At 46.1% G+C, this 19,907-nt stretch carries 15 protein-coding genes; 9 read left to right on the plus strand and 6 right to left on the minus strand.

Annotated features, from left to right (window positions below; genetic code table 11):
- Nucleotides 1–175 precede the first annotated feature (175 nt).
- The 5 genes from OSC7112_RS33725 to OSC7112_RS33745 form a co-directional block, all read right to left on the minus strand.
- Complete coding sequence (locus OSC7112_RS33725) at nt 176–421, minus strand: ribbon-helix-helix domain-containing protein (RefSeq protein WP_015179878.1); 246 nt, start codon at nt 419–421, stop codon at nt 176–178.
- On the minus strand, nt 418–1,008 hold the full coding sequence (locus tag OSC7112_RS33730; protein ID WP_015179879.1) for a nucleotide-binding protein: 591 nt from the start codon (nt 1,006–1,008) through the stop codon (nt 418–420). Before OSC7112_RS33730 ends, OSC7112_RS33725 begins: the two co-directional genes overlap by 4 nt.
- Before the next feature lie 288 nt (nt 1,009–1,296).
- The gene (locus tag OSC7112_RS33735; RefSeq protein ID WP_015179880.1) at nt 1,297–2,193 is read right to left on the minus strand and encodes a pirin family protein; all 897 of its coding nucleotides are present in this window, start codon (nt 2,191–2,193) and stop codon (nt 1,297–1,299) included.
- A gap of 153 nt (nt 2,194–2,346) precedes the next feature.
- Complete coding sequence (locus tag OSC7112_RS33740) at nt 2,347–2,562, minus strand: hypothetical protein (protein ID WP_015179881.1); 216 nt, start codon at nt 2,560–2,562, stop codon at nt 2,347–2,349.
- 702 nt (nt 2,563–3,264) lie between these two features.
- A complete protein-coding gene (locus tag OSC7112_RS33745; protein WP_015179882.1) occupies nt 3,265–4,215 on the minus strand; it encodes a tyrosine-type recombinase/integrase in 951 nt (316 codons plus the stop codon).
- A 168-nt stretch (nt 4,216–4,383) separates the two neighbouring features.
- Here OSC7112_RS33745 and OSC7112_RS33750 point away from each other — a divergent pair, with 168 nt between their 5' ends.
- Nucleotides 4,384–4,788, plus strand: coding sequence for a hypothetical protein (locus OSC7112_RS33750; protein ID WP_015179883.1), 405 nt, complete (start codon nt 4,384–4,386; stop codon nt 4,786–4,788).
- A 1,682-nt stretch (nt 4,789–6,470) separates the two neighbouring features.
- Nucleotides 6,471–9,458, plus strand: a complete 2,988-nt coding sequence (locus OSC7112_RS35030; protein WP_015179886.1) for a phage/plasmid primase, P4 family — start codon at nt 6,471–6,473, stop codon at nt 9,456–9,458.
- Nucleotides 9,459–9,721: 263 nt separating this feature from the next.
- Here the strand turns inward: OSC7112_RS35030 and OSC7112_RS40575 are convergent, their stop codons facing one another.
- Nucleotides 9,722–10,033: a hypothetical protein gene (locus OSC7112_RS40575; protein ID WP_190274481.1), complete on the minus strand. Its 312-nt coding sequence runs from the start codon at nt 10,031–10,033 to the stop codon at nt 9,722–9,724.
- 1,774 nt (nt 10,034–11,807) lie between these two features.
- Here OSC7112_RS40575 and OSC7112_RS33780 point away from each other — a divergent pair.
- The 7 genes from OSC7112_RS33780 to OSC7112_RS33815 all read left to right on the plus strand — a co-directional run bounded on the left by OSC7112_RS33780 (nt 11,808) and on the right by OSC7112_RS33815 (nt 19,881).
- Nucleotides 11,808–12,317: a hypothetical protein gene (locus tag OSC7112_RS33780; RefSeq protein ID WP_015179812.1), complete on the plus strand. Its 510-nt coding sequence runs from the start codon at nt 11,808–11,810 to the stop codon at nt 12,315–12,317.
- Complete coding sequence (locus OSC7112_RS33785) at nt 12,314–13,000, plus strand: nucleotidyl transferase AbiEii/AbiGii toxin family protein (RefSeq protein ID WP_015179813.1); 687 nt, start codon at nt 12,314–12,316, stop codon at nt 12,998–13,000. The genes OSC7112_RS33780 and OSC7112_RS33785 overlap by 4 nt, the downstream gene beginning before the upstream one ends.
- An 867-nt stretch (nt 13,001–13,867) precedes the next feature.
- A complete protein-coding gene (locus tag OSC7112_RS33795) occupies nt 13,868–14,308 on the plus strand; it encodes a plasmid mobilization protein (protein ID WP_015179888.1) in 441 nt (146 codons plus the stop codon).
- Between the two features lie 65 nt (nt 14,309–14,373).
- Nucleotides 14,374–16,095: a relaxase/mobilization nuclease domain-containing protein gene (locus OSC7112_RS33800; protein ID WP_015179889.1), complete on the plus strand. Its 1,722-nt coding sequence runs from the start codon at nt 14,374–14,376 to the stop codon at nt 16,093–16,095.
- A 469-nt stretch (nt 16,096–16,564) separates the two neighbouring features.
- Complete coding sequence (locus tag OSC7112_RS33805) at nt 16,565–18,274, plus strand: DEAD/DEAH box helicase (protein ID WP_015179890.1); 1,710 nt, start codon at nt 16,565–16,567, stop codon at nt 18,272–18,274.
- Between the two features lie 19 nt (nt 18,275–18,293).
- Nucleotides 18,294–19,334: a hypothetical protein gene (locus tag OSC7112_RS33810; RefSeq protein ID WP_015179891.1), complete on the plus strand. Its 1,041-nt coding sequence runs from the start codon at nt 18,294–18,296 to the stop codon at nt 19,332–19,334.
- Between the two features lie 313 nt (nt 19,335–19,647).
- Nucleotides 19,648–19,881 (plus strand): ISAzo13-like element transposase-related protein, encoded by a 234-nt coding sequence (locus OSC7112_RS33815; protein WP_263053644.1) that lies wholly within the window; start codon nt 19,648–19,650, stop codon nt 19,879–19,881.
- The last annotated feature ends 26 nt before the right edge of the window (nt 19,882–19,907 follow it).

Raw genomic sequence — 19,907 nt, forward strand, 5'->3', positions numbered from 1 at the left:
AACTTTTCGAGCGCTCGACTGAAAACAGAGATAGTTGTCGCGATCGAGCACCGTAATCCCCAACAGGTAAACCGTTCGTGCGGGCGACTCAAAAAGGAATCGGGAATCGCAAGGCGAGACAGTTTCTTGTTTTTAGAGGGGGGGTAAATGCTTAAACATTCAAACATCCAAATGTTTAGATGTCAGCTTCGGCATCGAACTGCTGAAGGTATTGAGCGACGGACTTTTCCACCAGCTCGCTCATTTCCTGGCCTGATTGCGCTGCTGCGGATTTAAGTTGGCGGTGCAGAAGTTTTGGCAGATAAACCGTAGTGCGAACAAAGTTGGGGTCTTTGCTTTTAGATAGCGCCACACTGGGTGAAAGGTCAGGTTCACCGGGCTTGAGTTTCTTGGCCTTCAGTAAATCATCAAAGCGACTCACGGCAGTATCTCCTTGCCGACAGCGGCGTAGCAACCCCAAGCAGTTTTAGCATAAGGGTCTTTGATAGCGTTTACGGGCACCCCGGCGAGGGCAGCTTTTTGAAATACCGCTAGCCTCCTTATATCAGACTTGAAAATGGGCAATCCCGCTTTTTCGATGGTTGCCCTAGATTCAGCCCCGACTTTACTCGGAGCAGGTGGGATGACTGTAAGCAGGATGCGGTAATTGGATTGCAGAGAATAGAGAGCTTCCACCATTTGCAGCATAGCGCTCAGGGCCATAGCATCGGGAGAGCTGGGCAATATCAGCAAATCACACCCTTGGGCTAGAGTTTTGAGGTCTTCTGGAGTGGGTCGAGCCGGCGTGTCGATGACGATGTGTTCGTAATCCCTGGCATATCGCACGCCTTGCTTTTCATCGACTACTTTGAACGGGAGAGAACCACGAGCAGCCCAATCTAAGGCACTGCGGTTGAGGTCGCCATCTACCAACAACGCGGGTGCTTTGGTTTGCAAGTAAGCAGCTAAATGCAGCGCTGTGGTTGTCTTCCCGACTCCGCCCTTGAATGAGGCGACTGTCACAATCATAGGTAAGCCTGTTGAGTTCATCAACTAGATTTTACAACCTAAACATCTGAATGTCTAGATGGTTGAATGTCTAGATGTCTGAATGTTCACAAAAAAGGTGATGACTGTTTGCTACCCTAAACGAGCATAACCAGAGTGCTTGACCGCTTTTGGAACCTCTCTAGTACGCTCCACACCACAACGGCAAAGAAGATTTCTAATGACCAAAGTCCAAGCCAATTCTAAAGAAACGACGGTTAGGTTTACCGTTAATATGTCCGAATCCCTCATTGAGAAGGCAGGGGCTCTTTACAACGGCTGCTCCCTTTGAGAAGGCGGCTCGAATGGCAGCGGAATAAACTCTGTCTCTTGAGGAACCTGACCAAACCGTCCCTCTCTCCAATCGAGTTTAGCTTGTTCGATGCGCTCGCGCCGGCTCGAAACAAAATTCCACCATTTATGCCGATCGCCCACAGGTTCGCCACCAATCACAATACACCGAGCCGTGCCTGATGCAGAAATGTTTGCCGATGTGCCTGAAGTTAGAACCGCCAACCGATGCTGTTCTAAAGGCACTCCATCGATCGCAAGCCCCTCTGTCACGCTGTAAACCGCCTGTTCGCTGTAATCGCCCGGTAAAGTAAATTCTGTTCCTGGAGTCAGTTGCACGTCCAGATAAATCATGGGTGAAAATATTTGGACTGGGGAAGTGCGACCGTAAGCATCGCCCGCAATCAGGGCGAACGAAACTCCTGCATCCTCCCAAGCGGGCAGTTCGGTTGCCGGATGGTGCCGAAACCAAGGTTCAGTTTCTTCGTATTCGTCGGGAAGTGCTATCCAAGTTTGGATGCCGTGCAGGATGGCTTCTTTGTTGCGATCGTCGTCTGGCGTGCGTTCGGAGTGGACGATGCCTCGCCCTGCCGTCATCCAGTTCACCGCGCCGGGACGGATTTCTTGAACGCTGCCGACACTATCGCGGTGCAGCAAAACGCCTTCAAACAGGTAGGTGACGGTTGCTAAGTTGATGTGCGGGTGCGGCCTGACATCCACGCCCCGACCGGGTGGAAACACCGCAGGGCCGAGATGGTCAAAAAAGATGAACGGGCCTACCAGCGTTAGAACGTCTGAGGGAAGCAGGCGACGGGCTTGGAATCCACCCAAATCTTGAATGTGCGGCTCGATGAGATGCTGGATGCTATCCGTCATGATGTTGGTGAAGTTGCGAATGCTAAGCCTGTGTCAAGAGTGCATTATACAAAAAGGTATCCCTAGAAAGTTGTATCGGTGAGTATTTCAATTGTTTAAACTTTCCCAACGGAAAGCTGTTGTAGAGTGTCGAGTTCTCAACCAGCTTTCTGCTTACGAGACGGTGGAGAGTTCGTCAGTGACTTGAATCCGACCTTTGAGCAGGGAGCGAATTAGGCGATCGAGCGAGCCGCGTTCTCCTTCGCTGATGGACTCATCGAAGATGGCAGCCATGAGGCCGTAGCGGTCAGCTTTAGTGAGGCGGTGAGTATCGGTGACAGTGGCGATTAATTCGTTGATAGCGCCTGGGAGAAGGTTGAGGAGAGACATGGGATTGCTTTGAACTCGACACCTCAATCATCGCCTTGTTTCCCTTAAGAGCAAGTGATGGTGCTGCTATTTTTCCGTGATAATACCGAAGGTGTTGGGTAAGCCACGTCCGTGTTACAAGCGATCGAAGTCACAATAACCCAGTGGATCTGCGGAGCAACTAGAACTTTTGGCGCTGCTGAAATTAGGTACGGTTGATGCGCTGAGCAATTCATAAAAACCAATTCAACTCAAGTCGTATTCAGCAATATTCGCCTCGCGCGATCGCATCCATCCTACCTCGCTCGCCGAACGCCCGATGAAAGCTTAGCCCCTAAAGTGTTGGAAAAACTCACACCCTGCGTTTTTCCACACACTTGCCTGTACCTCCTTTCCCTCATCGCTACAGACAGCCAATAATGCTTCGGCTGCTGCGCCTGCATTTATGCGGATGCCGATGCAGCGATCGCGCTGTATAATGCTCAGCGAAGGAACGGGCTAATTTTGTCCAGTCCCGTCTTGAACCAAGCGACGGATGCTGTATATTCTACGTCCGCCCTCCGTGAGCTGGACTACCACGTTAAGAAATACCCCCGACCGATACAGTATCTCCGTCAATATGCCAGACTCTCAGACGTGGACACAATCGCGCTTATTATGAAAATAGAAGGCACGGCCTAGCATTGCTCAAGAAAATCTGCGAAGAGCTCTCCATCCTCAAAATCAAAACCCTAAGTGCTGCACGGCCCGTCGCTTCGTTTCTTCGCCCCGGCGATCGTACTTAGCGGTCGTCACAGGGGAAGCGTGACCTGCCAACTTCTGCACTGTCACGATATCGACTCCAGCATCGAGGAGGTCTGAGCAAAACGTGCGGCGGAAATCATGGGGAGAGAAAGAATCCACTCCAGCGAGGAAAGCCCGTCGCTGCAAAATCTTCAAAACACCATCAGGAGTCATCCGCCGAAATTGAATTTCTCCTCCCTTACGGATGGGAAAAAGCAGCGGCCCTGGTGCTTCTCCCCTCAACTTGAGCCACTGTTCCACCAACGCCATCGCTGCCTCTGGGAGATAAACCATCCTGTTTTTCTTCCCTTTCCCGAATCGAATTTCCAATGCTCCCGTAGAGCGGTTGAAATCGTCCAAATTAAGGCTGACTGCTTCAGCGCGGCGGATGCCTCCCCCCCGCAAGATAGCGATCAAAGCTGCATCTCGAACATCAAGGGTACTCTCGCCAGAGCAGCTTTGCACCAGCGCTGCAATTTCATCCGGGGATAGCGCCCGCCCCCTTGGTTTTCCCGATTGCTTGACGCTTCTCACGTCTACCGCCTTGCTGTAATCCAGGGGGTCGATTAAATCTAACCGCAGAGCCTCCTTCAACACACGCCTCAAGGCGCACAGCATTTGATTGACCGATGCCGGCGCGTACTTTTTCTCCAAAGCCGAGCGCAGCGCTGCCGTGTGCTTGTAGCGCAATGCTGCCCAATTCAACGTCATCCGGTCGCACTCCGAGCCCGCCAGCAACTTCGCCATGATGTCGAGTCCTGCCGCCATCGTTGCCTTCGAGCGATCGCTTCCCAAACTGTCAAGGTACACCTCCGCAGGATGCAATGCCAGTGGCACCGGTGCGTGCAACTTCAAGGTTTCCGGCTGTTGCTCTCCAATTCGGTTGAGCATTTACTCTTGATAAGTGCAATTATAAATACTAATTTAGACTAATTTAGACTTGCCTTTATCCAAAATTTACCTCTCAAAAGAATCGCCCGAAGCTGCACCTGGAGGTTGGTTCTCGCCCAAGGCAGAGGCTATTAACAAGAAATATTGTTACAATTCTTCATCTAGCGGGTGCATCTTCAAACCTGCATTGAGGAGATTAGCCGCCTGAGCACAAATCGCACCGATGACGAACCGCTCAGGCAGCAGCTTCAACAAACTCAAGAAGAACTCAAACAAACTCAAGAGCAATTAGCAATTGCTAGCCAGGAAGTAGACGCCACCAACCTGCAACTCCCAGCCGCCGAACAGCAGCTAGCAGAATTGCGATCGCAACTTGACACAGAACGCGCCTCACGAACGCAAGTCGAGATCCAACTCTCCGAACTTCAACAGACTCCAGCACCAGCGATCAACTTATCGGGCAAGGCAGGCGAGGTCGTAAATTTCTTTAGGACGCTTCTGCCAAAAGACACGAAGCTACCTAAAAATACTATGTCGAAACTTAGGGAGATTCTGGAAGCAACAGAAGATTAGAAGCATTAGAAGCCCGATCACCCCAAACAAAAAGCCCGACGACATTCCGCCGGGGGCTTTTTCACAATGGGTAATTTGCAATTGGCAACAGGTAATCTTTGCCCCAATTACTAATCACTATAAACGGCTCTAGGAGTTTTGGCGCTCGGCTTTGTCAAATCGCAATTTTACAATCATTCACTTTATTTTTGGCGCCTTCACAGGCCGGATCGGCACTCCCGATGAAGCTGTGCCAATATTTTGTGCAAAAAATCTTATATTTACCGTGACAATCCGTGAGGTATAAAAAGTCGCGGTATAAAAAGATAGTTTTGATGTTGTCTATGACTTTAGTGTTGGTTAGCTATTGGTTATTCGCCACTTATTAGGTCGCGCTACGCTGGCAAATCATTCATAACAACGTAGCGCTCGGTTGTAGCTACCTTGTGACGTGGGAAGCAAGCGCAAAAATCTGATCATCGCTCAATTGTTGAAGTTGCTGCGGGGGTTGCCAGCGCTGATCAAATTTCTGGCGAAGTCGGCAAAGGGCGATCTGGCGAAAGCAAGATTCCGGCCTCAGCAACCCAAATCCCCACACACCCTTCTTTGTGGGCATATTAACTATCAAACTCCGAGCAAGACACCTTCGCCAAAGTCCCTTGCCGAGACACCGACCACAATAATACAAAAAAGGTATAAAAGTTGGTTTAGTATTATCGAACGGAGATTGTGAGATGCTGAAAAATGATAGTTTCTTAATTTATTTCCTCTCCTACCCTGTCTGTTTAATCTATCTTTTAAAATGAACTAAAAAATTTCTCGTGAACGAGTAATGCCTTAACCGTATATATTTCAGCCTTTGACTGGACGTTTTACTAGCAAAAAATAGTGCCTATCGTATACCAACTTATCGAAGAGTATGCGATTATAATATAAATTTTATTATCACGAGATATTTTCTCTATATAGATATTCTTTATCGATATTGAAAGGAGATCTCGTGATTTTTCTATATCAAAATTTTTAACGAGAGCTTGCTTTGCGTAAAACGAGAGCTTGCTCTGCGTAACCATTACACTATAATTGAGAAATTAGGAATTTAAGGAGGCTGTATGCTGCTGCCACCCAGAAAAAAAAGAGTGAACCCCGCTTTATCGCCCGAGTTAACACAGGTCATAGATGGATATATCATCTTTTTTGGGATGACATATCTCTCAGTGTTTGTAGAGGAGGGAATGTGGCTTTATTTCGGCTATCTAAATAAACACAAACACGCAAAATCGGACTCTAAAAAGCAAGCCGTAAACAAAAAAGCGCTAGGTAGCACCGGGCTTCTAACGCTTCTTTGTTATTTTAAATAAACCTTAACTTTTGTCGATCGAACCTGGGGAGGAGAGACGACAAAAGTTAGTCCACCATTCATGAATCGGCATCCAAAAAAGAGCGCCGACTACTTCTATCATGCCACACATTGAGAAAAAAACAATAAAACGCTTTTTCGGCGTTGTTTTGACTGTTTACGCTATAGGTTACGCTAGCTGTAGCGGTGCGAGCAAGCAAGTTGTGAATTATAGCGCTACCCATAGCGTAAAAAACCCTTTAGATTCCGTCGGGGACTCAATAATAGCACAACCCCCCCTAACTACGGCACTTAACCGGAATTTCTTTGCTATCGGTTTTGAAGCGATCGGGGGTGCCGCGTAATGAGTACCACACAATCTACACAAGAAAGCCAAGGACTTGATACCGCGCAATCCACGCCGAATTTGAAGGGATTAGGAACGCTATGCAGCATTGACAAAAAATCCCTCACCGCCGACCACGAAGCCCACATCTCAGGTAGAGGCTTACTCAATGATTGGGCCCGCGCCTGCTGCCACAGTGCCAGCATCGCCCAAGCTTCACATTATTTGGGGTATTCAGTAAAATCGCCGGGCCTCCTATTTATAGGGAAAGATGGGCAAGTACAATACCGACCTGATATCCGGGAGCCGAAGCGAGGTAAAAAGGAACCCCCGAAATATCTTTCCCCAAGCGGAGAATTTGACGCTTTCCTCCCCCCATCCCCCGACAACCCGCTCTACTGGGAGATTGAAGCCCTAAAGCGAGAAGCTTTCTATATCAATGATGTACCCTACATCCTGATTACTGAGGGAGTATTCAAAGCCCTTGCTGGGTGCTCGAATCGTATCCCTACGATTTCCTTGCTGGGAGTAGAGCAAGGCCTCACAGGTAAAGCCCGCGACCCCGAAAATCAGCGATTCCTAGTAGCCGCACTGAGAAGGCTTGCAGAAGCTGGTTTTGGTTTTATTATTGGCTTTGATGCTGATGCGGCCACAAATCCAAATGTGCGGGCGGCCGAGCGGAAATTGGCCAAGCAATTGGCTAAATTTAAAGTACCAGTACGCTCAATTACTGGGTGCTGGGAAGCTGGCCCGAAGGGTGAATTTAAGGGAATGGATGATTTTATTCAGAACAAAGGAATTGAAGAATTCCGAGCAATCCTCACCAAAGCCAAGCTATTTGGTGAGAAAGAGGGTGATGCCGATGGCGAGAAGAAAAGCAAATTCCCTAGCGCTGATGCGATGTCGAGGGAGATTGCAGAGGATTATCGAGACAAGCTTGCCTTCAACAATGAAGTGCTTTGCTGGTATCACTACGAAGCCGATACAACGGGTATTTGGAGTCCAGAAACGGATGAATACGTTGAATCTATTATCTACCAAATCCTCAAATCTAAAGGCTTAAAAAACCTACCGCCAACTTACGTCAGCTCGGTAAAACGTTTCCTGCGACATGAATTAATAGAGCGGAAATGGAAGTCGAAAGCTGGCTTACTTCCCTTTCAGAATGGAGCTTTAGAGATTGCTACGGGCAAATTATATCCCCACTCCCCCGGCTACAAATTCACATGGGCGTTGCCACGCCCGCACTCAGTTGTCGATACTGAGTGGGGAAAAATCAGACAATGGCTAGACTTTGCCACACACGGCAACATTCATGTGCAGAATCTTCTGTTAGCCTTTGCTGCTGCTGTTCTTAAAGGCCGAGCGGAAGTCCAAAAGTTTTTGCACTTAATCGGTATCGGAGGCAGTGGAAAGGGTACATTTATTCGGTTGTTAGTAGCGCTAATTGGAATAGAAAATACGCACAGCAGCACTTTAGAGGATTGGTGCAACAATCGCTTTGAAGCAGCCCAAGCTTACTGTAAACGGCTGCTAATATTCCCAGATGAAAACCGAGGAACGCGGTCGCTAGGCAAGTTCAAACAGGTGACGGGCGGGGATTGGCTGCGGGCTGAAGAGAAGGGTCAGAAACCTTTTAAATTCAAGTTTGAAGGCATGGTTGTTGTCGCCTCAGAGTTCCCTATTTTCGGCGCTGATTCAGGCAGTGGCATGGCCCGCCGTACAATCTCTGTGCCTTTTAGCGCTGCCGTCGGAACCCGTCGGGATTTGGACAAGGAATTCCTGCCAGAACTGGCCGCTTTTACCAATTACCTGCTCTCACTTGATGATGCTTGGGTGGAGAATACCTTGCGCGGTGTGATGGATATTCCTGAGATTGGGGCCCAATTCTGGGAGAGCAAGATTCGGGAGGATAGTGTGGCCGGCTTCCTCAATGACAAATTGATATTAGACCCATTCGCTCAAACCAGCATAGGGGATTCCCCTAATGCTGAAGGTACGCTTTATCAGGCTTACCACCAATACTGTGCAGACCAGGGCCACAAACCGCAGGCGGTGAAGAACTTCAGCCCCAATCTAATTGAATGCGCCAGCACAATCCTCGGATGGCAGATAGAAAAAGCGCATACCAAGATAGGCAAAATCATCAAAGGTTTGCGTCTCCGAACCAAAGCAGACGAGCATATCCCGACCTACGATTACGAATTGCAATTGCGCTGCAAAGCTGGTGACGGATGCGGTGACGGGTCGGTGACGGTTCCGGTGACGGGTCAGAACCTTTACTCAGAGACGATTACAGCTTCGGTGACGGATAAACCCTTATCTCATGGGGAAGAAAATGTCGAAATACAAACAGAAATAAAAAAAGCTCCCGTCGAGGTCAACGAGAGTGTTATCAGCAATGCAGATAATGAGGTATCGGTGAATCCGTCACCATCGCCCGAACCCTTGCCAGTAGCCGATTGTGACCCGTCACCGAATCCGTCACAGAATCCGTCACCGAATCCCGCAGAACTCAACGAAGATGAGCTCAACCTGGTAGAGATGATTCGTGTGGCAACGGCAGAACCCGACCCCGAAGCTGCACGACGGGCAGCGGCCGACATTCTGCCAATTCTCAAAGATGTCTGTGCCAGGGGAGCTGCAAACCGCGAGAAAGTTTGGGCCGCTTTAACCGAATCGGAGCGGACGACATTCTCTGCGCTATCGGCGGAGCCTCTCGCACTTACCGACAATCCGCAAGAACCAGAATCCTTGCAACCCGCGCCAGAGCCGGAATTAATCGCCTCCGCCGATGCCGAAAAATTGCGAGAAATTGCGACTGTTTGGTGGCCCGAATACTACCCGGAACAGTTACAAACCCTGATTACACAGATGTTTGGCCATTGTGCGCCGGGGACTCGGTACGGTGTCGCCACCATTACCGCTTGGCTAGCCTCTGAGGATGCCGTAGTGCGTGAGCGGATAGGCGAACTGATTCGCCGACGCTCGGAGGGTAGCTGCTAATTTTGACAGTCAATAAAAAACCACACAAAATTGTCCGGTTTCAGTGACTTTTGGCTAGTTGTCCCCGTTTTGCCTCAAAATCAAACTGATGTAGGCATCAATAAACACGCTTACGCCCAATCGCCTGTTGCGTTGTTGCACTGATGGAGCCACAATTGTCGCAGGCGACGCAGCCGGTCGCGTATATTTCCTACGGCTAGAAGGGATAGAACCATTCACATAAATTTCTTACGCGATCGTCGGCGAGGCAGAACTTGCCCGGTTCAAGCGGATTGCCGATCGTTGCCCCATTTTTTGATTTCTCCGTGCTGACACGGAATCAACCAGGCGATCGGTTTGATGCGGCAACTTGATCGCCCGCCAGCAGACTTATCTGTTCGCGACTCGCACCGTTGATCGAAGCCGCCACCAAAAAAATTAGCTGATTTTTGGTGTGCCCTCAAGTCAGGCAAGTGCCGTATAAAATCAGACGGAAAGCAGTATAAAATCAGACGGAAAGCAGGTATTTGCAGGGACTGCATTTTACCTGTATTTACCTGAAAATATCCTGCTTTCCGTCTGAATTTTTCGGTCAAATTACTGCCTTTTTTGTGCTGTTCGTGCCTTGACCTGTTGGGACTGGTTATGGCTGTTCTCAATCGGTAGCAAGCAATGGTTTTGTGATCACAAACCAGATTTTTACGTGCCGAAACAAAAACAATGCACCTCATGAATGCGGTAATCCTAAGTGCAAGGCGAGCGCGCTCTTGCTGGCTATCGAACGAACGATTTCCTCGCCATCATCGACATCAGCCGGTTGCTTCGCTTGCATACAGGAGGGCAAGGCGCGATCGCGCGTGGGGCGTCCGCCGCTTTCGGCCGAACTCCACCAACTGGCTTGTGTCGTGCCCGGCGACGCTCCATCGTAAAGGCGGCTGTCCTGTACACCAACTAGCTCGCCAAGAGCTTCAATATCGACTCACGCGAGCGAGTGTACAGCGAGCGTCAAAGTCCAAACTGCCCCCGCCCGACTTTCGAGCCTTGGCTGTCGAAAGTGAACGATCACTAACTTCAACTCCCAACAATTCCTATCGCAGTCTTGCAAAAACCATAAAAACCATAAATTGATCATTTTTACCCCCCTATAACGTCTATTTGACATGGCTTGCTATGCGACTGGCGTACTAATTAGGAGGATTCAAGAGGTGTTGGAGTACAAAAAACCTATTAAAAAGCAGCGATAGTTAATTTAATTTAATTAAGATTTGTGAAATTTAGAGGAAATTTTAGGAAATTTTAGGGACAAGTAGGAGAAATTAGGGAATATTAGGAAATATTAGGAAACAGAAGGGTTAAAATATAAAGCTTTTTGTGGCTTTCAGTAACAATCGTGAGCTGTTCTTTCTCACAAAAAGTTGCACCCTCTGTGTGGAGGATGCAACTCATGCTTTTTGTTAGCAGGTGCTATTTCTTAGAAGAACCTGACCTTGGTCGTAATATCAGTGGGGTTAGTACCTGAATCAGCGAGGCAACAGAGCAGATGAAGATAGCGATCGCTCTGCATGAGCATTCTGGCAGCCCGAAAAAAATACTCTTCCACTTCACGAATCTTATACAAAAGTGCGTTAGCACTGCATTCAATCAAACTCGGCTCCCTGTACTGCAACTCTTGCTAGAAAAATGCTACCACCTTTGTCCGATAGGTTGATATGCAATAGCTAAATGGCTATAACAAGGCGGCAATCTTTTCGGCAACTTTAACAGTCTATTCGATTAGTTTGGCTTGCTCGAACTTGAAAGTACAGCATAAATGCTACCAGTTAGTCGCTTGCTTTTTCTACAATTGCGACTATTGGGGAATGCAGAGGCAAGCTGTGCCAGTTGTTAAATAAATCTTAAGCGTACCGGGACAGGAAAACACCTCAAAATTAACTTTTTGGGACCGCTCGACGATGAGTTTTTCTGAGTTATTGCTGTAGTTTTTGAATTTTTATGAGTAAAATTGTGTAAGCTCAGCTTGAATTGTTAACCCAATTTTGGGCGGTATTAGTAACAAAAAACTCAAATTTATGCAAATTTATGCAAGCTGGGAAGAACTGGAAAAAAGCAGGGAAAGATGGTAGCAAGCAATGTTGGGCGATATATTTATATCGGTAAAGGAAAGTTGTGGCTAAGTTTTCTGAAACTTATAGTGCGATCGCTCCTACCTACAACGGCTTTAAGCGGCCGGGGCGAGCGCTGTATTCGCTACATAGCGATTGCCCTTCAACGAGCGCCGAGCGGTAAATTAAAGTCGTCACACCTTGATTATTCGCTATTCGCGAATATAGAATAAAGGAAACAAGGAAACAATGCACGAGCTCATCCGCTATGCTAAAACCCCAAGATATCCTTGCAATACTCAAAGTCCACAGTTGGGATTCAACGAACTGGACGTACAGTTCTCTCGCTCAAAGCTTGGGCATGAGCGCATCAGAAGTTCATGCTGCCCTTGAGCGTTCTGAAGCTGCCGGTCTGTATTATGGCTCCGAGCGGAAAATTTTGAAGCAAGCGGTGTTGGAATTCCTGGTTCACGGGCTGCGCTATGTATTCTACGCCCAGCCAGGCCCCCTCTCGCGGGGACTGCCAACTGCACATTCTGCTGAGCCGTTGAAAAGCAAGCTGGTTGCCTCACCATCTGAGGTTTACGTTTGGCCTGACCCTCAAGGTGTCGTGAGAGGGCAGGCAATCGCGCCTCTGTACCGTTCAGTCCCCCAAGCTGCCAGTAACGATCCAAAACTTTATGCCTTGCTCAGCTTGATTGACGCTATTCGAGTTGGTCGGGTGCGGGAGCAACGTTTAGCCGCTAGCGAACTTGAAAAGAGGATCGTCGCTCTATGAATCAGCAGATATTCATGCTGGAAATAGTTGCCAGGGTACTCTCTCAAGTACGCACTACCATCGTCTTCACAGGAGGGGCAACAATATCGCTTTACCTCGATGAAGCTGCGGCCCCCGACATTCGACCCACCGATGATGTTGATTGCGTTGTCTCCATTGCATCCAGGGCTGAATACTACCAACTCTCAGAATTGCTGAAAACTATCGGGCTTCTAGAGAGTACAGAATCAGGCGCACCGCTGTGTCGCTGGCACTATGAGGAAATTTCAATTGATGTCATGCCGTGCGACTCCTCTGTATTAGGGTTTTCCAATCGCTGGTACAGGCCGGGCATTGCTAACTCTATTCGCTACCAACTTCCAAGTGGTAGGCAAATCCTAATTTTTTCAACGCCTTACCTTCTAGCTTCCAAAATAGAAGCTTTCATTGGTAGGGGTGGGGGTAACTTTTATTTTAGTTCCGATATTGAAGACATTGTGGCACTGCTTGACGGGCGTTCTAGTTTGTTCGAGGAAGTGCAACAAGCTGACTATGAAGTGAAAGCATTTTTATCAGGATGGTTTCGAGCCGAGCTGGAAAATCTGTGCGAAATCGCGCCTGCTTTCCTCTCGTCCGCTGCTAAAAATTCAGGTCGCACTCGCTTGCTCTTGCAAAGAATTGAAAGGCTGGCGATAGTAGTGTAGTAGTTGACTGCTAGCAATAGATGGCAGCTCCCACTCGATCGAGGTAAGCCTTACACTCGCGAACAGCTCGGCGGGCGAGCGCAAAAACCAGATAGTCCAGCCGCAACTTTATTGCTGGCATAGTGGGTACTACGCTACAAAATCGCTTCATAAATTTTAGCTGCCTGCCAATTTTCTCACACTTGCTCAACTTGATTTTTAATTCAATTCTGACACCACAACTTGACTATTAAGTCAATCCACTTGTTGTTAAAAACGCTAAAAAATTAGCTAATTGTTGCGGAGCGCTAAAGTCAGGCATTTGCAGTATAAAGTCAGGGGTTTGCAGTATAAAGTCAGGCAAGTGCAGGTATTTGCAGAGGGTGCACTTTACCTGTATTTACCTGAAAATATCCTGCAAATGCCTGACTTTTTCGGTCAAATTACTGCTTTTTTGTGCAGAGACTGCCTTTGCTTGTTGAGGCTGATTTTCGCTGTTCTCTATCGGTAGCAAGCAATGGTTTTGTCCGTACAAAGCTTTATTTATTACTTTTAAAGAAAAACAATGCACCTCATGAATGCGGACTTCTAGCCGCCAGGTCAGGTTTAAGACTTTCTTAAGCTTTAATGACAAATGTAGCTAACTGTAATACAAATTAAGCTGAATATTATACAGCTATAAGAAATGAGAGGGAGAAAGGAGCTGACAACGCCCTCGCCTGTCGAGCAAACACTTTAAGCAAATGGATAGATTGTCAGTTATTGATTCGCGCTCGCCACCAGTTATCCTCAAATGGCGGGGGTCACTTTACGCCCCTAGTTTGCTCTTTTGGGGTGAAGTTGGAAGTAGTTATATATTTATAAAATGAGATAAACTCAACTATTATCATGGCTATGAAGCTCAAAAATTTGCCTCAAAGTCAGCCAAATCAGTCAAATCAGTCAAACCAGCCAAATCAGAGACTTTCCAGTCGGCTGGAAATAAGATTGTCTGACTCTGACTACAATCAAATTAAAGCAAAAGCAGAGCAAGTCAATTTGAGCATGAGCGACTTCATGCGCCGCGCCGCATTGAAGAGAGCAATGCCACGCCCTCTAGCTGCATTTGACTTAAAAGCCTATCAAGTTTTGTGCAATATTGATGCCCAATTGAGAATTGCCGGAAACAACCTCAATCAACTTACTAAAGCTTGCAATAGTGCTGTGGCATTGGGAGAACCAGTTGTTGTCAATACAGGACTCTTAGAAAGCGTACAGCAACTCATTCGAGAAAACGGGAATGCAATTAAAACAATAGTTGCAAACCTCGCTAAATCTACAGTACGCTAATTATTAACAAGCCTGGGCTTTACCGCCTGAGCAATCGATTCTGTGCAACTGACGGCTTTTCGGTTATGATTGGCAAACAAATTAAAGGTACAGGCTTTCGGGGCTGTTTGAACTACGTGCTGGGCAAAAAAGACGCCGCTCTAATTGGCGGTACTATGTGCGGACAAACTCCTGAAGAACTGGCTGCTGAATTTGGCATCGCCCGACAACTAAGACCTAACCTGAAAGTAGCAGTTTTTCACGCCACTTTATCTGTCGATAGCACCGAAAAACTAGAGGATTCTGAAGAAAATGACCAACGCTGGCTGGCGCTCGCAGCCAACTACATGAAAGCAATGGAATTTGACAACAACCAATACGCAGTTGTCAAGCACAGCGATACAGAACACGACCACATTCACATCGTTGCCAGTCGCATTTGCCTAGATGGAGGTGTTGTTGACGATAGCTGGGATTATTACAAAAGCCAAGAAACTATTCGCCAGCTCGAACGGAACTACAACCTAGAAACTGTTACACCCAGTTGGGAAACAGACAAGCGGGCTCAGACTACAGGAGAACACAGGTACTTACAAAGCAAGGGAAACAAGAGCGTCAGGGTGCAATTGCAAGACCTAATTGATGAAGTGAGCCAAGACAACCCAAGTATGCCAGAATTCGTTGAGCGGTTGCAGCAACAAGCCGTAGAGGTGCAAGTCGGATTGACTCGAACTGGCTTCAGTAAAGGCATTTCTTACAATTTAGATGGGGTAGCTTTAAGTGGCACTCAGTTGGGTAAAGCCTACACTTTTTGTGGATTGCAGAAGCATCGAGGCGTTAGCTATGACTTAGGGCGAGATGACGCCATAATTGAAGTTTTAATGCAGCCACAACACTTAGCGAACGCCCCTAGCGAGGCAGAGGAAAATGAGCTAGAGTCGTCACAATCTGAGCTAGAAACAACCGAACCTGCAACAGCAAATGAGTTAGAGTCGTCACAATCTGAGCTAACAGAAACTGCACTTACAACTCCTGCTACAGCAAATGAGTTAGAGTTGCCATTATCTGAGCTAGCAGCAACCGCATCTACCACTCCTACCACAGCAATTAAATTAGAGTCACCACAATCTGAACTAACAGAAACTGCACCTCTAACTCCTGCTACAGCAAATGAGTTAGAGTTACAACTGTCAATTCTGCCTGAAAGGAATGAAAATCAGTGGCAGAAAGTGCGTTCGCATCTAGCCACCGAGTACAGTTTACCTTTAGAATTGCTCGAAAAATTGCACTCTCATTCTTGGCTGTCTGCTGACTCAGAAAAGGCCGTCTTTACGGGACGAACGCTTGACGGGGAGGCCTGGGAAGCTTTTATTCTCGATGAAAGAGGCAACTGGACTACAACGCATCCCCTGCCATCTGAAGCTGCTTTTTGGGTAGCCTTTACCGGAGAAATTGAGAGAGCTGTGATTACCTGTAACCCAATAGAAGCCCTTTCAATTTTGCTTATTGAACTAGAAAATAATCCGAATAACTCTGCAACAGAACTCACCACAATTTACATAGGAATTGAACGAGTTTCACAACTGCCTACACAATTCTTACAAGAACTTGATAGCGTTCTTATAGCACTGGCAGAAGATTCTCAGCTCGCTCAAAATGCGCTCGCGCTGCTGCCAAATGCAGAAGTTGTCAGTCCACAGTCAAGTTGGAATGATATCTGGATACAATTAATTGAGCAAGAACAGCGAAGTCACAAACAAAATAACCAACAGCACAAACAGCCAATCCCAAACATTGAACTGGATTAATTGTTGCTACCTTAAATTTGTCTAGAATTTAAACAAAGTGCTTAGGTTCATAAAACAATCAATATGTTTGATAAAACCTGTTGATCAATACTTCGGACAGTTTTTTAACGGCCCTGTAAGCCGAGGGCGAGGAAGCCCTGCCATTTTTTACGCATTTTCTGAAACGAGTGCGCGCTTACTTAAACCTTGAAAAAATAGTCCAGCATATAGCCAGTATGGGTTTCGGAGACTCGACTAGATCTAAAACTGTCCGAAGTATTGCTTATGGGACAAGGATTATGTCTCACCACTACTTCCGTATCACTACCAAGCATCATAACGCTTGCTGTACAATAAAGGGTTCTAGCCGTGGGTCGCCCGTATTCTTAGCCTCAAACGCTAAGGATAATGACTACACTTATTACCTAGCAAAGCTTTTAGGCTAGCGGACAGGTCTGTTTAGCAGACCAAGTAAGGAAAAACTATAAATATGGAAAAAAACTATACATTTCAATTCAATCCTTCCACTGCCTTAGAAGCCCTGAAAGCTGGTAAATACGACCCGCTTAACTTCTACGAAGCGCGTTTAGACCTGTTTAACCTCTCGGTAATGGCAGACTATGACCAACTCATTTGCCTACCCACATTAACTGCTATCGACAAATACTGGTATCAGATTGAAACAGCCCGAAAAGTCCTCAGACAAATGGGTGGACGGGCATTACTAGCGGATGAAGTCGGATTGGGTAAAACCATTGAAGCGGGACTAATCATCGCCGAATACTTAGCTAGGGGGATGGTAAAGTCCATCCTAGTGTTAACTCCGGCATCCCTAGTTTCCCAGTGGCAATCAGAGTTAAGTGACAAATTTAATATCGCTACTATCACCACAGATAACCGTGACCCACAACAACCGATAGACGAATTTTGGACAAATAATCCGCGAATTATCGCTTCATTAAACACGGCTAAGTCTGCTAAACATTATCTTCACGTCACCAGTCGTACTTGGGATTTGGTTGTTGTCGATGAGGCACACCATCTAAAAAATCGCAGTACCCTCAACTGGAAACTGGTCAACGCCCTCAATAAGCGGTTTATCCTCATGCTTACTGCTACGCCAGTGCAGAACTCCCTTGTGGAACTGTTTAATCTGCTAACCCTCCTCAAACCGGGACTGCTACAAACAGAAGCCGCTTTTAAAAAAGAATACGTCAATTCCAAGAATGGACGAGTCCCTAAAAATCCCGAAAAGTTACGCACTCTGATGCGGGAAGTTATGGTACGAAATACCCGCGCCCTAGTAGATGTCAAACTGCCCAAACGCTTCGCCACCACAATTACCGTTACCCCGGCAGCCGGAGAGGAGAAACTTTACCAAGACTTGAGCAAGTATCTACGTTCTTCAGAGGACAAACTAGACAGACTCTCCCGTACTAATTTGCTAATGCGAGCGGGTTCATCCCCTAATGCTTTAGCTGACTCCCTCAAGCAACTGACTATCCGCCTACCCGATGAAGAACTGAAGTCTTTAGCTGCACGAGCATCCCAAGTCAAGCAGGTCGAGAAAGCAAAAACCTTAGTAGAGATGCTCTCCAAATCTCGCCAGAAAACCTTAGTTTTCACAACCCATAAAGCAACTAGCACCTATTTAGCTAAAACGCTGCAAGCGGAAAATATCCCCTTTGCAGAATTTACTGGCGGAATGTCCCTTAAACAGAAAGATGAGGCTATAGCCGCATTTCGGGATAATGTTTCTGTACTCTTAGCATCGGAAACAGGGGGAGAAGGACGTAACATCCAGTTTGCTAATGCGATCGTTAATTATGACCTGCCCTGGAACCCAATGAAAATTGAACAGCGCATTGGTCGTATCCACCGCATCGGACAAACCCAGGATGTTTTTATTTTTAACTTCTGTCTCAAAGGCAGTATCGAAGACTATATTCTGCGGATACTGCACGACAAAATTAATATGTTTGAACTGGTAGTCGGAGAAATTGAAACAATTTTAGGCAATGTGGATGATGAATTTGACTTTAGTGAAGTTGTCATGGATATCTGGCTTAAGCATCAAGTTAAACCCGAATTAGATCAAGCCTTTGAGCAATTGGCAGATAATTTGTTGAAAGCCCAAAAACAATATGAGCAAATTCAAGAACTGGATGAACAGATTTTTGGCGAAGATTTTGAAGCTTGAAAAATTGATTTAATTAAATATGTTATCAGACCCAATAATTACTACTTTAGGAAAAATTGTAGCTCTCCATGACGGAATAGCTGAACCGGCTGGGGAACACGTTTTAAATGCGCTGTTAAATGAAAACATAGCCTCGTTACTTTCTCTACCAGAAGAAGTAACTTTTACAACTATCACTGATGTACCTCAAAGTGTTTTTGTTACTTATCATTCAGAAGTATTAAATAAATTATCTGAACTATTAGCTGTCAAAGGGCAGATTAGTGCCTTGGGTGTAAAATTTGATGGCTATCTAAAAGCTACGGGATTTGACAAAAGCATACCAGAGAGATTCAAACCTCAAAATGGGTTAATTCGTTTTGTAGATGCTAAACCATCAACCACTCGCTACATTTTATGTAATGTGGCTTACACAGCGAATGCCGAAGAAAAAAGGATTGGTCTAGTTTCGTTTATTATCAATGAAATAACAGGAGTAACACCAGTACAAATTGGGGATGCTTTATTTTGGGAGTCTGACAGAATGGATGTGGATAATCAAGAAACACCATTTTCTATTCCTTTTGATGAGTTGTTGAAGTTAATCGAACATCAAAGTGGAATATTGATTGGAAAATCTTTAGATAATTGGCAGGCTAAATTAACAAGAGCAAGAGCTAGGGATGAAGAAAGACTCAAGGATTATTACAACACGATTAGCTCTGGGATTCGCCACAAGATTGAGTTAAAAAATTTGATTGGTGATGAATTAGACAAAGAATTAGCTCGAATTGAAGCTACTAATAGAGAGCTAGATCGAAAATTGTTAGATATCCAAGAGCGTTATGCAATGAGTGTAGAAGCTTGGTTGCACAGTGCAATGATTATCCATCTACCTACAGTACATATTCAATGTGAGTTGCAAAGAAAGAAAACGAAACGGACTGTAACAGTAGTTTGGAATCCGTTCACTAAAATTATTGAACCTCTTTGCTGTGAATTATCAGGAGAACCTGTTTACGATTTCTATTTAGATGATCTATCAGCTAAAATTATCTCCCCGACAGTTTGGACTAGATAGGGGTATACCCCTATACATCGAAGTATAATCTGGACTTCCCCCTGCAAATATACTTACATAGGCTCAAAAGCCTATCATTGCAAAAGTTTCCATTGTTGAGTAAAATTTATGTAGCCATGTAGGTTATTCACGCCTGCAAGCTTACGCCAATTATATTGAATCTATTGCGTTCTGCGCGATCGCCAAAACGGCTATTGCTTTAACTTGGGTACAGTTTTTTCACTCAACAATTGAAACCTATAATTGGTAAATGTTTTAGATATTTTATTACATTTGTACGGGGGAAGTCCAGTATAATCCGATCGAACATCGTTTGTTTCCTCACGTAACTAGAGCCTGTCAAGGAGTGATTTTTACTTCTCTTGAGTTAGTGAAAAAACTCATGGCAAAAACGCATACTAAAACCGGGCTTTCTGTCGTAGTAAATGTGATTGAGAAAATTTATGAAACTGGTCGAAAAGTAGCTAATGGATTTAAAGAAACAATGAAAATTATTTTTGATGAATATCTACCAAAATGGAATTATTGTGCAGTGCCGACTATTTAACAAACGCTAAAGTTATTAAATTTTCA

This window comes from Oscillatoria nigro-viridis PCC 7112, assembly GCF_000317475.1.
Classification (GTDB): Bacteria; Cyanobacteriota; Cyanobacteriia; order Cyanobacteriales; family Microcoleaceae; genus Microcoleus; species Microcoleus nigroviridis.

Bases quoted from the DNA above. Each gene is read 5' to 3' on its own strand.
- OSC7112_RS33730 (WP_015179879.1), bottom strand. From the start codon at position 1,008: ATGATTGTGACAGTCGCCTCATTCAAGGGCGGAGTCGGGAAGACAACC.
- OSC7112_RS33735 (WP_015179880.1), bottom strand. From the start codon at position 2,193: ATGACGGATAGCATCCAGCATCTCATCGAGCCGCACATTCAAGATTTG.
- OSC7112_RS33740 (WP_015179881.1), bottom strand. From the start codon at position 2,562: ATGTCTCTCCTCAACCTTCTCCCAGGCGCTATCAACGAATTAATCGCC.
- OSC7112_RS33745 (WP_015179882.1), bottom strand. From the start codon at position 4,215: ATGCTCAACCGAATTGGAGAGCAACAGCCGGAAACCTTGAAGTTGCAC.
- OSC7112_RS35030 (WP_015179886.1), top strand. From the start codon at position 6,471: ATGAGTACCACACAATCTACACAAGAAAGCCAAGGACTTGATACCGCG.
- OSC7112_RS33780 (WP_015179812.1), top strand. From the start codon at position 11,808: ATGCTAAAACCCCAAGATATCCTTGCAATACTCAAAGTCCACAGTTGG.
- OSC7112_RS33785 (WP_015179813.1), top strand. From the start codon at position 12,314: ATGAATCAGCAGATATTCATGCTGGAAATAGTTGCCAGGGTACTCTCT.
- OSC7112_RS33795 (WP_015179888.1), top strand. From the start codon at position 13,868: ATGGCTATGAAGCTCAAAAATTTGCCTCAAAGTCAGCCAAATCAGTCA.
- OSC7112_RS33800 (WP_015179889.1), top strand. From the start codon at position 14,374: ATGATTGGCAAACAAATTAAAGGTACAGGCTTTCGGGGCTGTTTGAAC.
- OSC7112_RS33805 (WP_015179890.1), top strand. From the start codon at position 16,565: ATGGAAAAAAACTATACATTTCAATTCAATCCTTCCACTGCCTTAGAA.
- OSC7112_RS33810 (WP_015179891.1), top strand. From the start codon at position 18,294: ATGTTATCAGACCCAATAATTACTACTTTAGGAAAAATTGTAGCTCTC.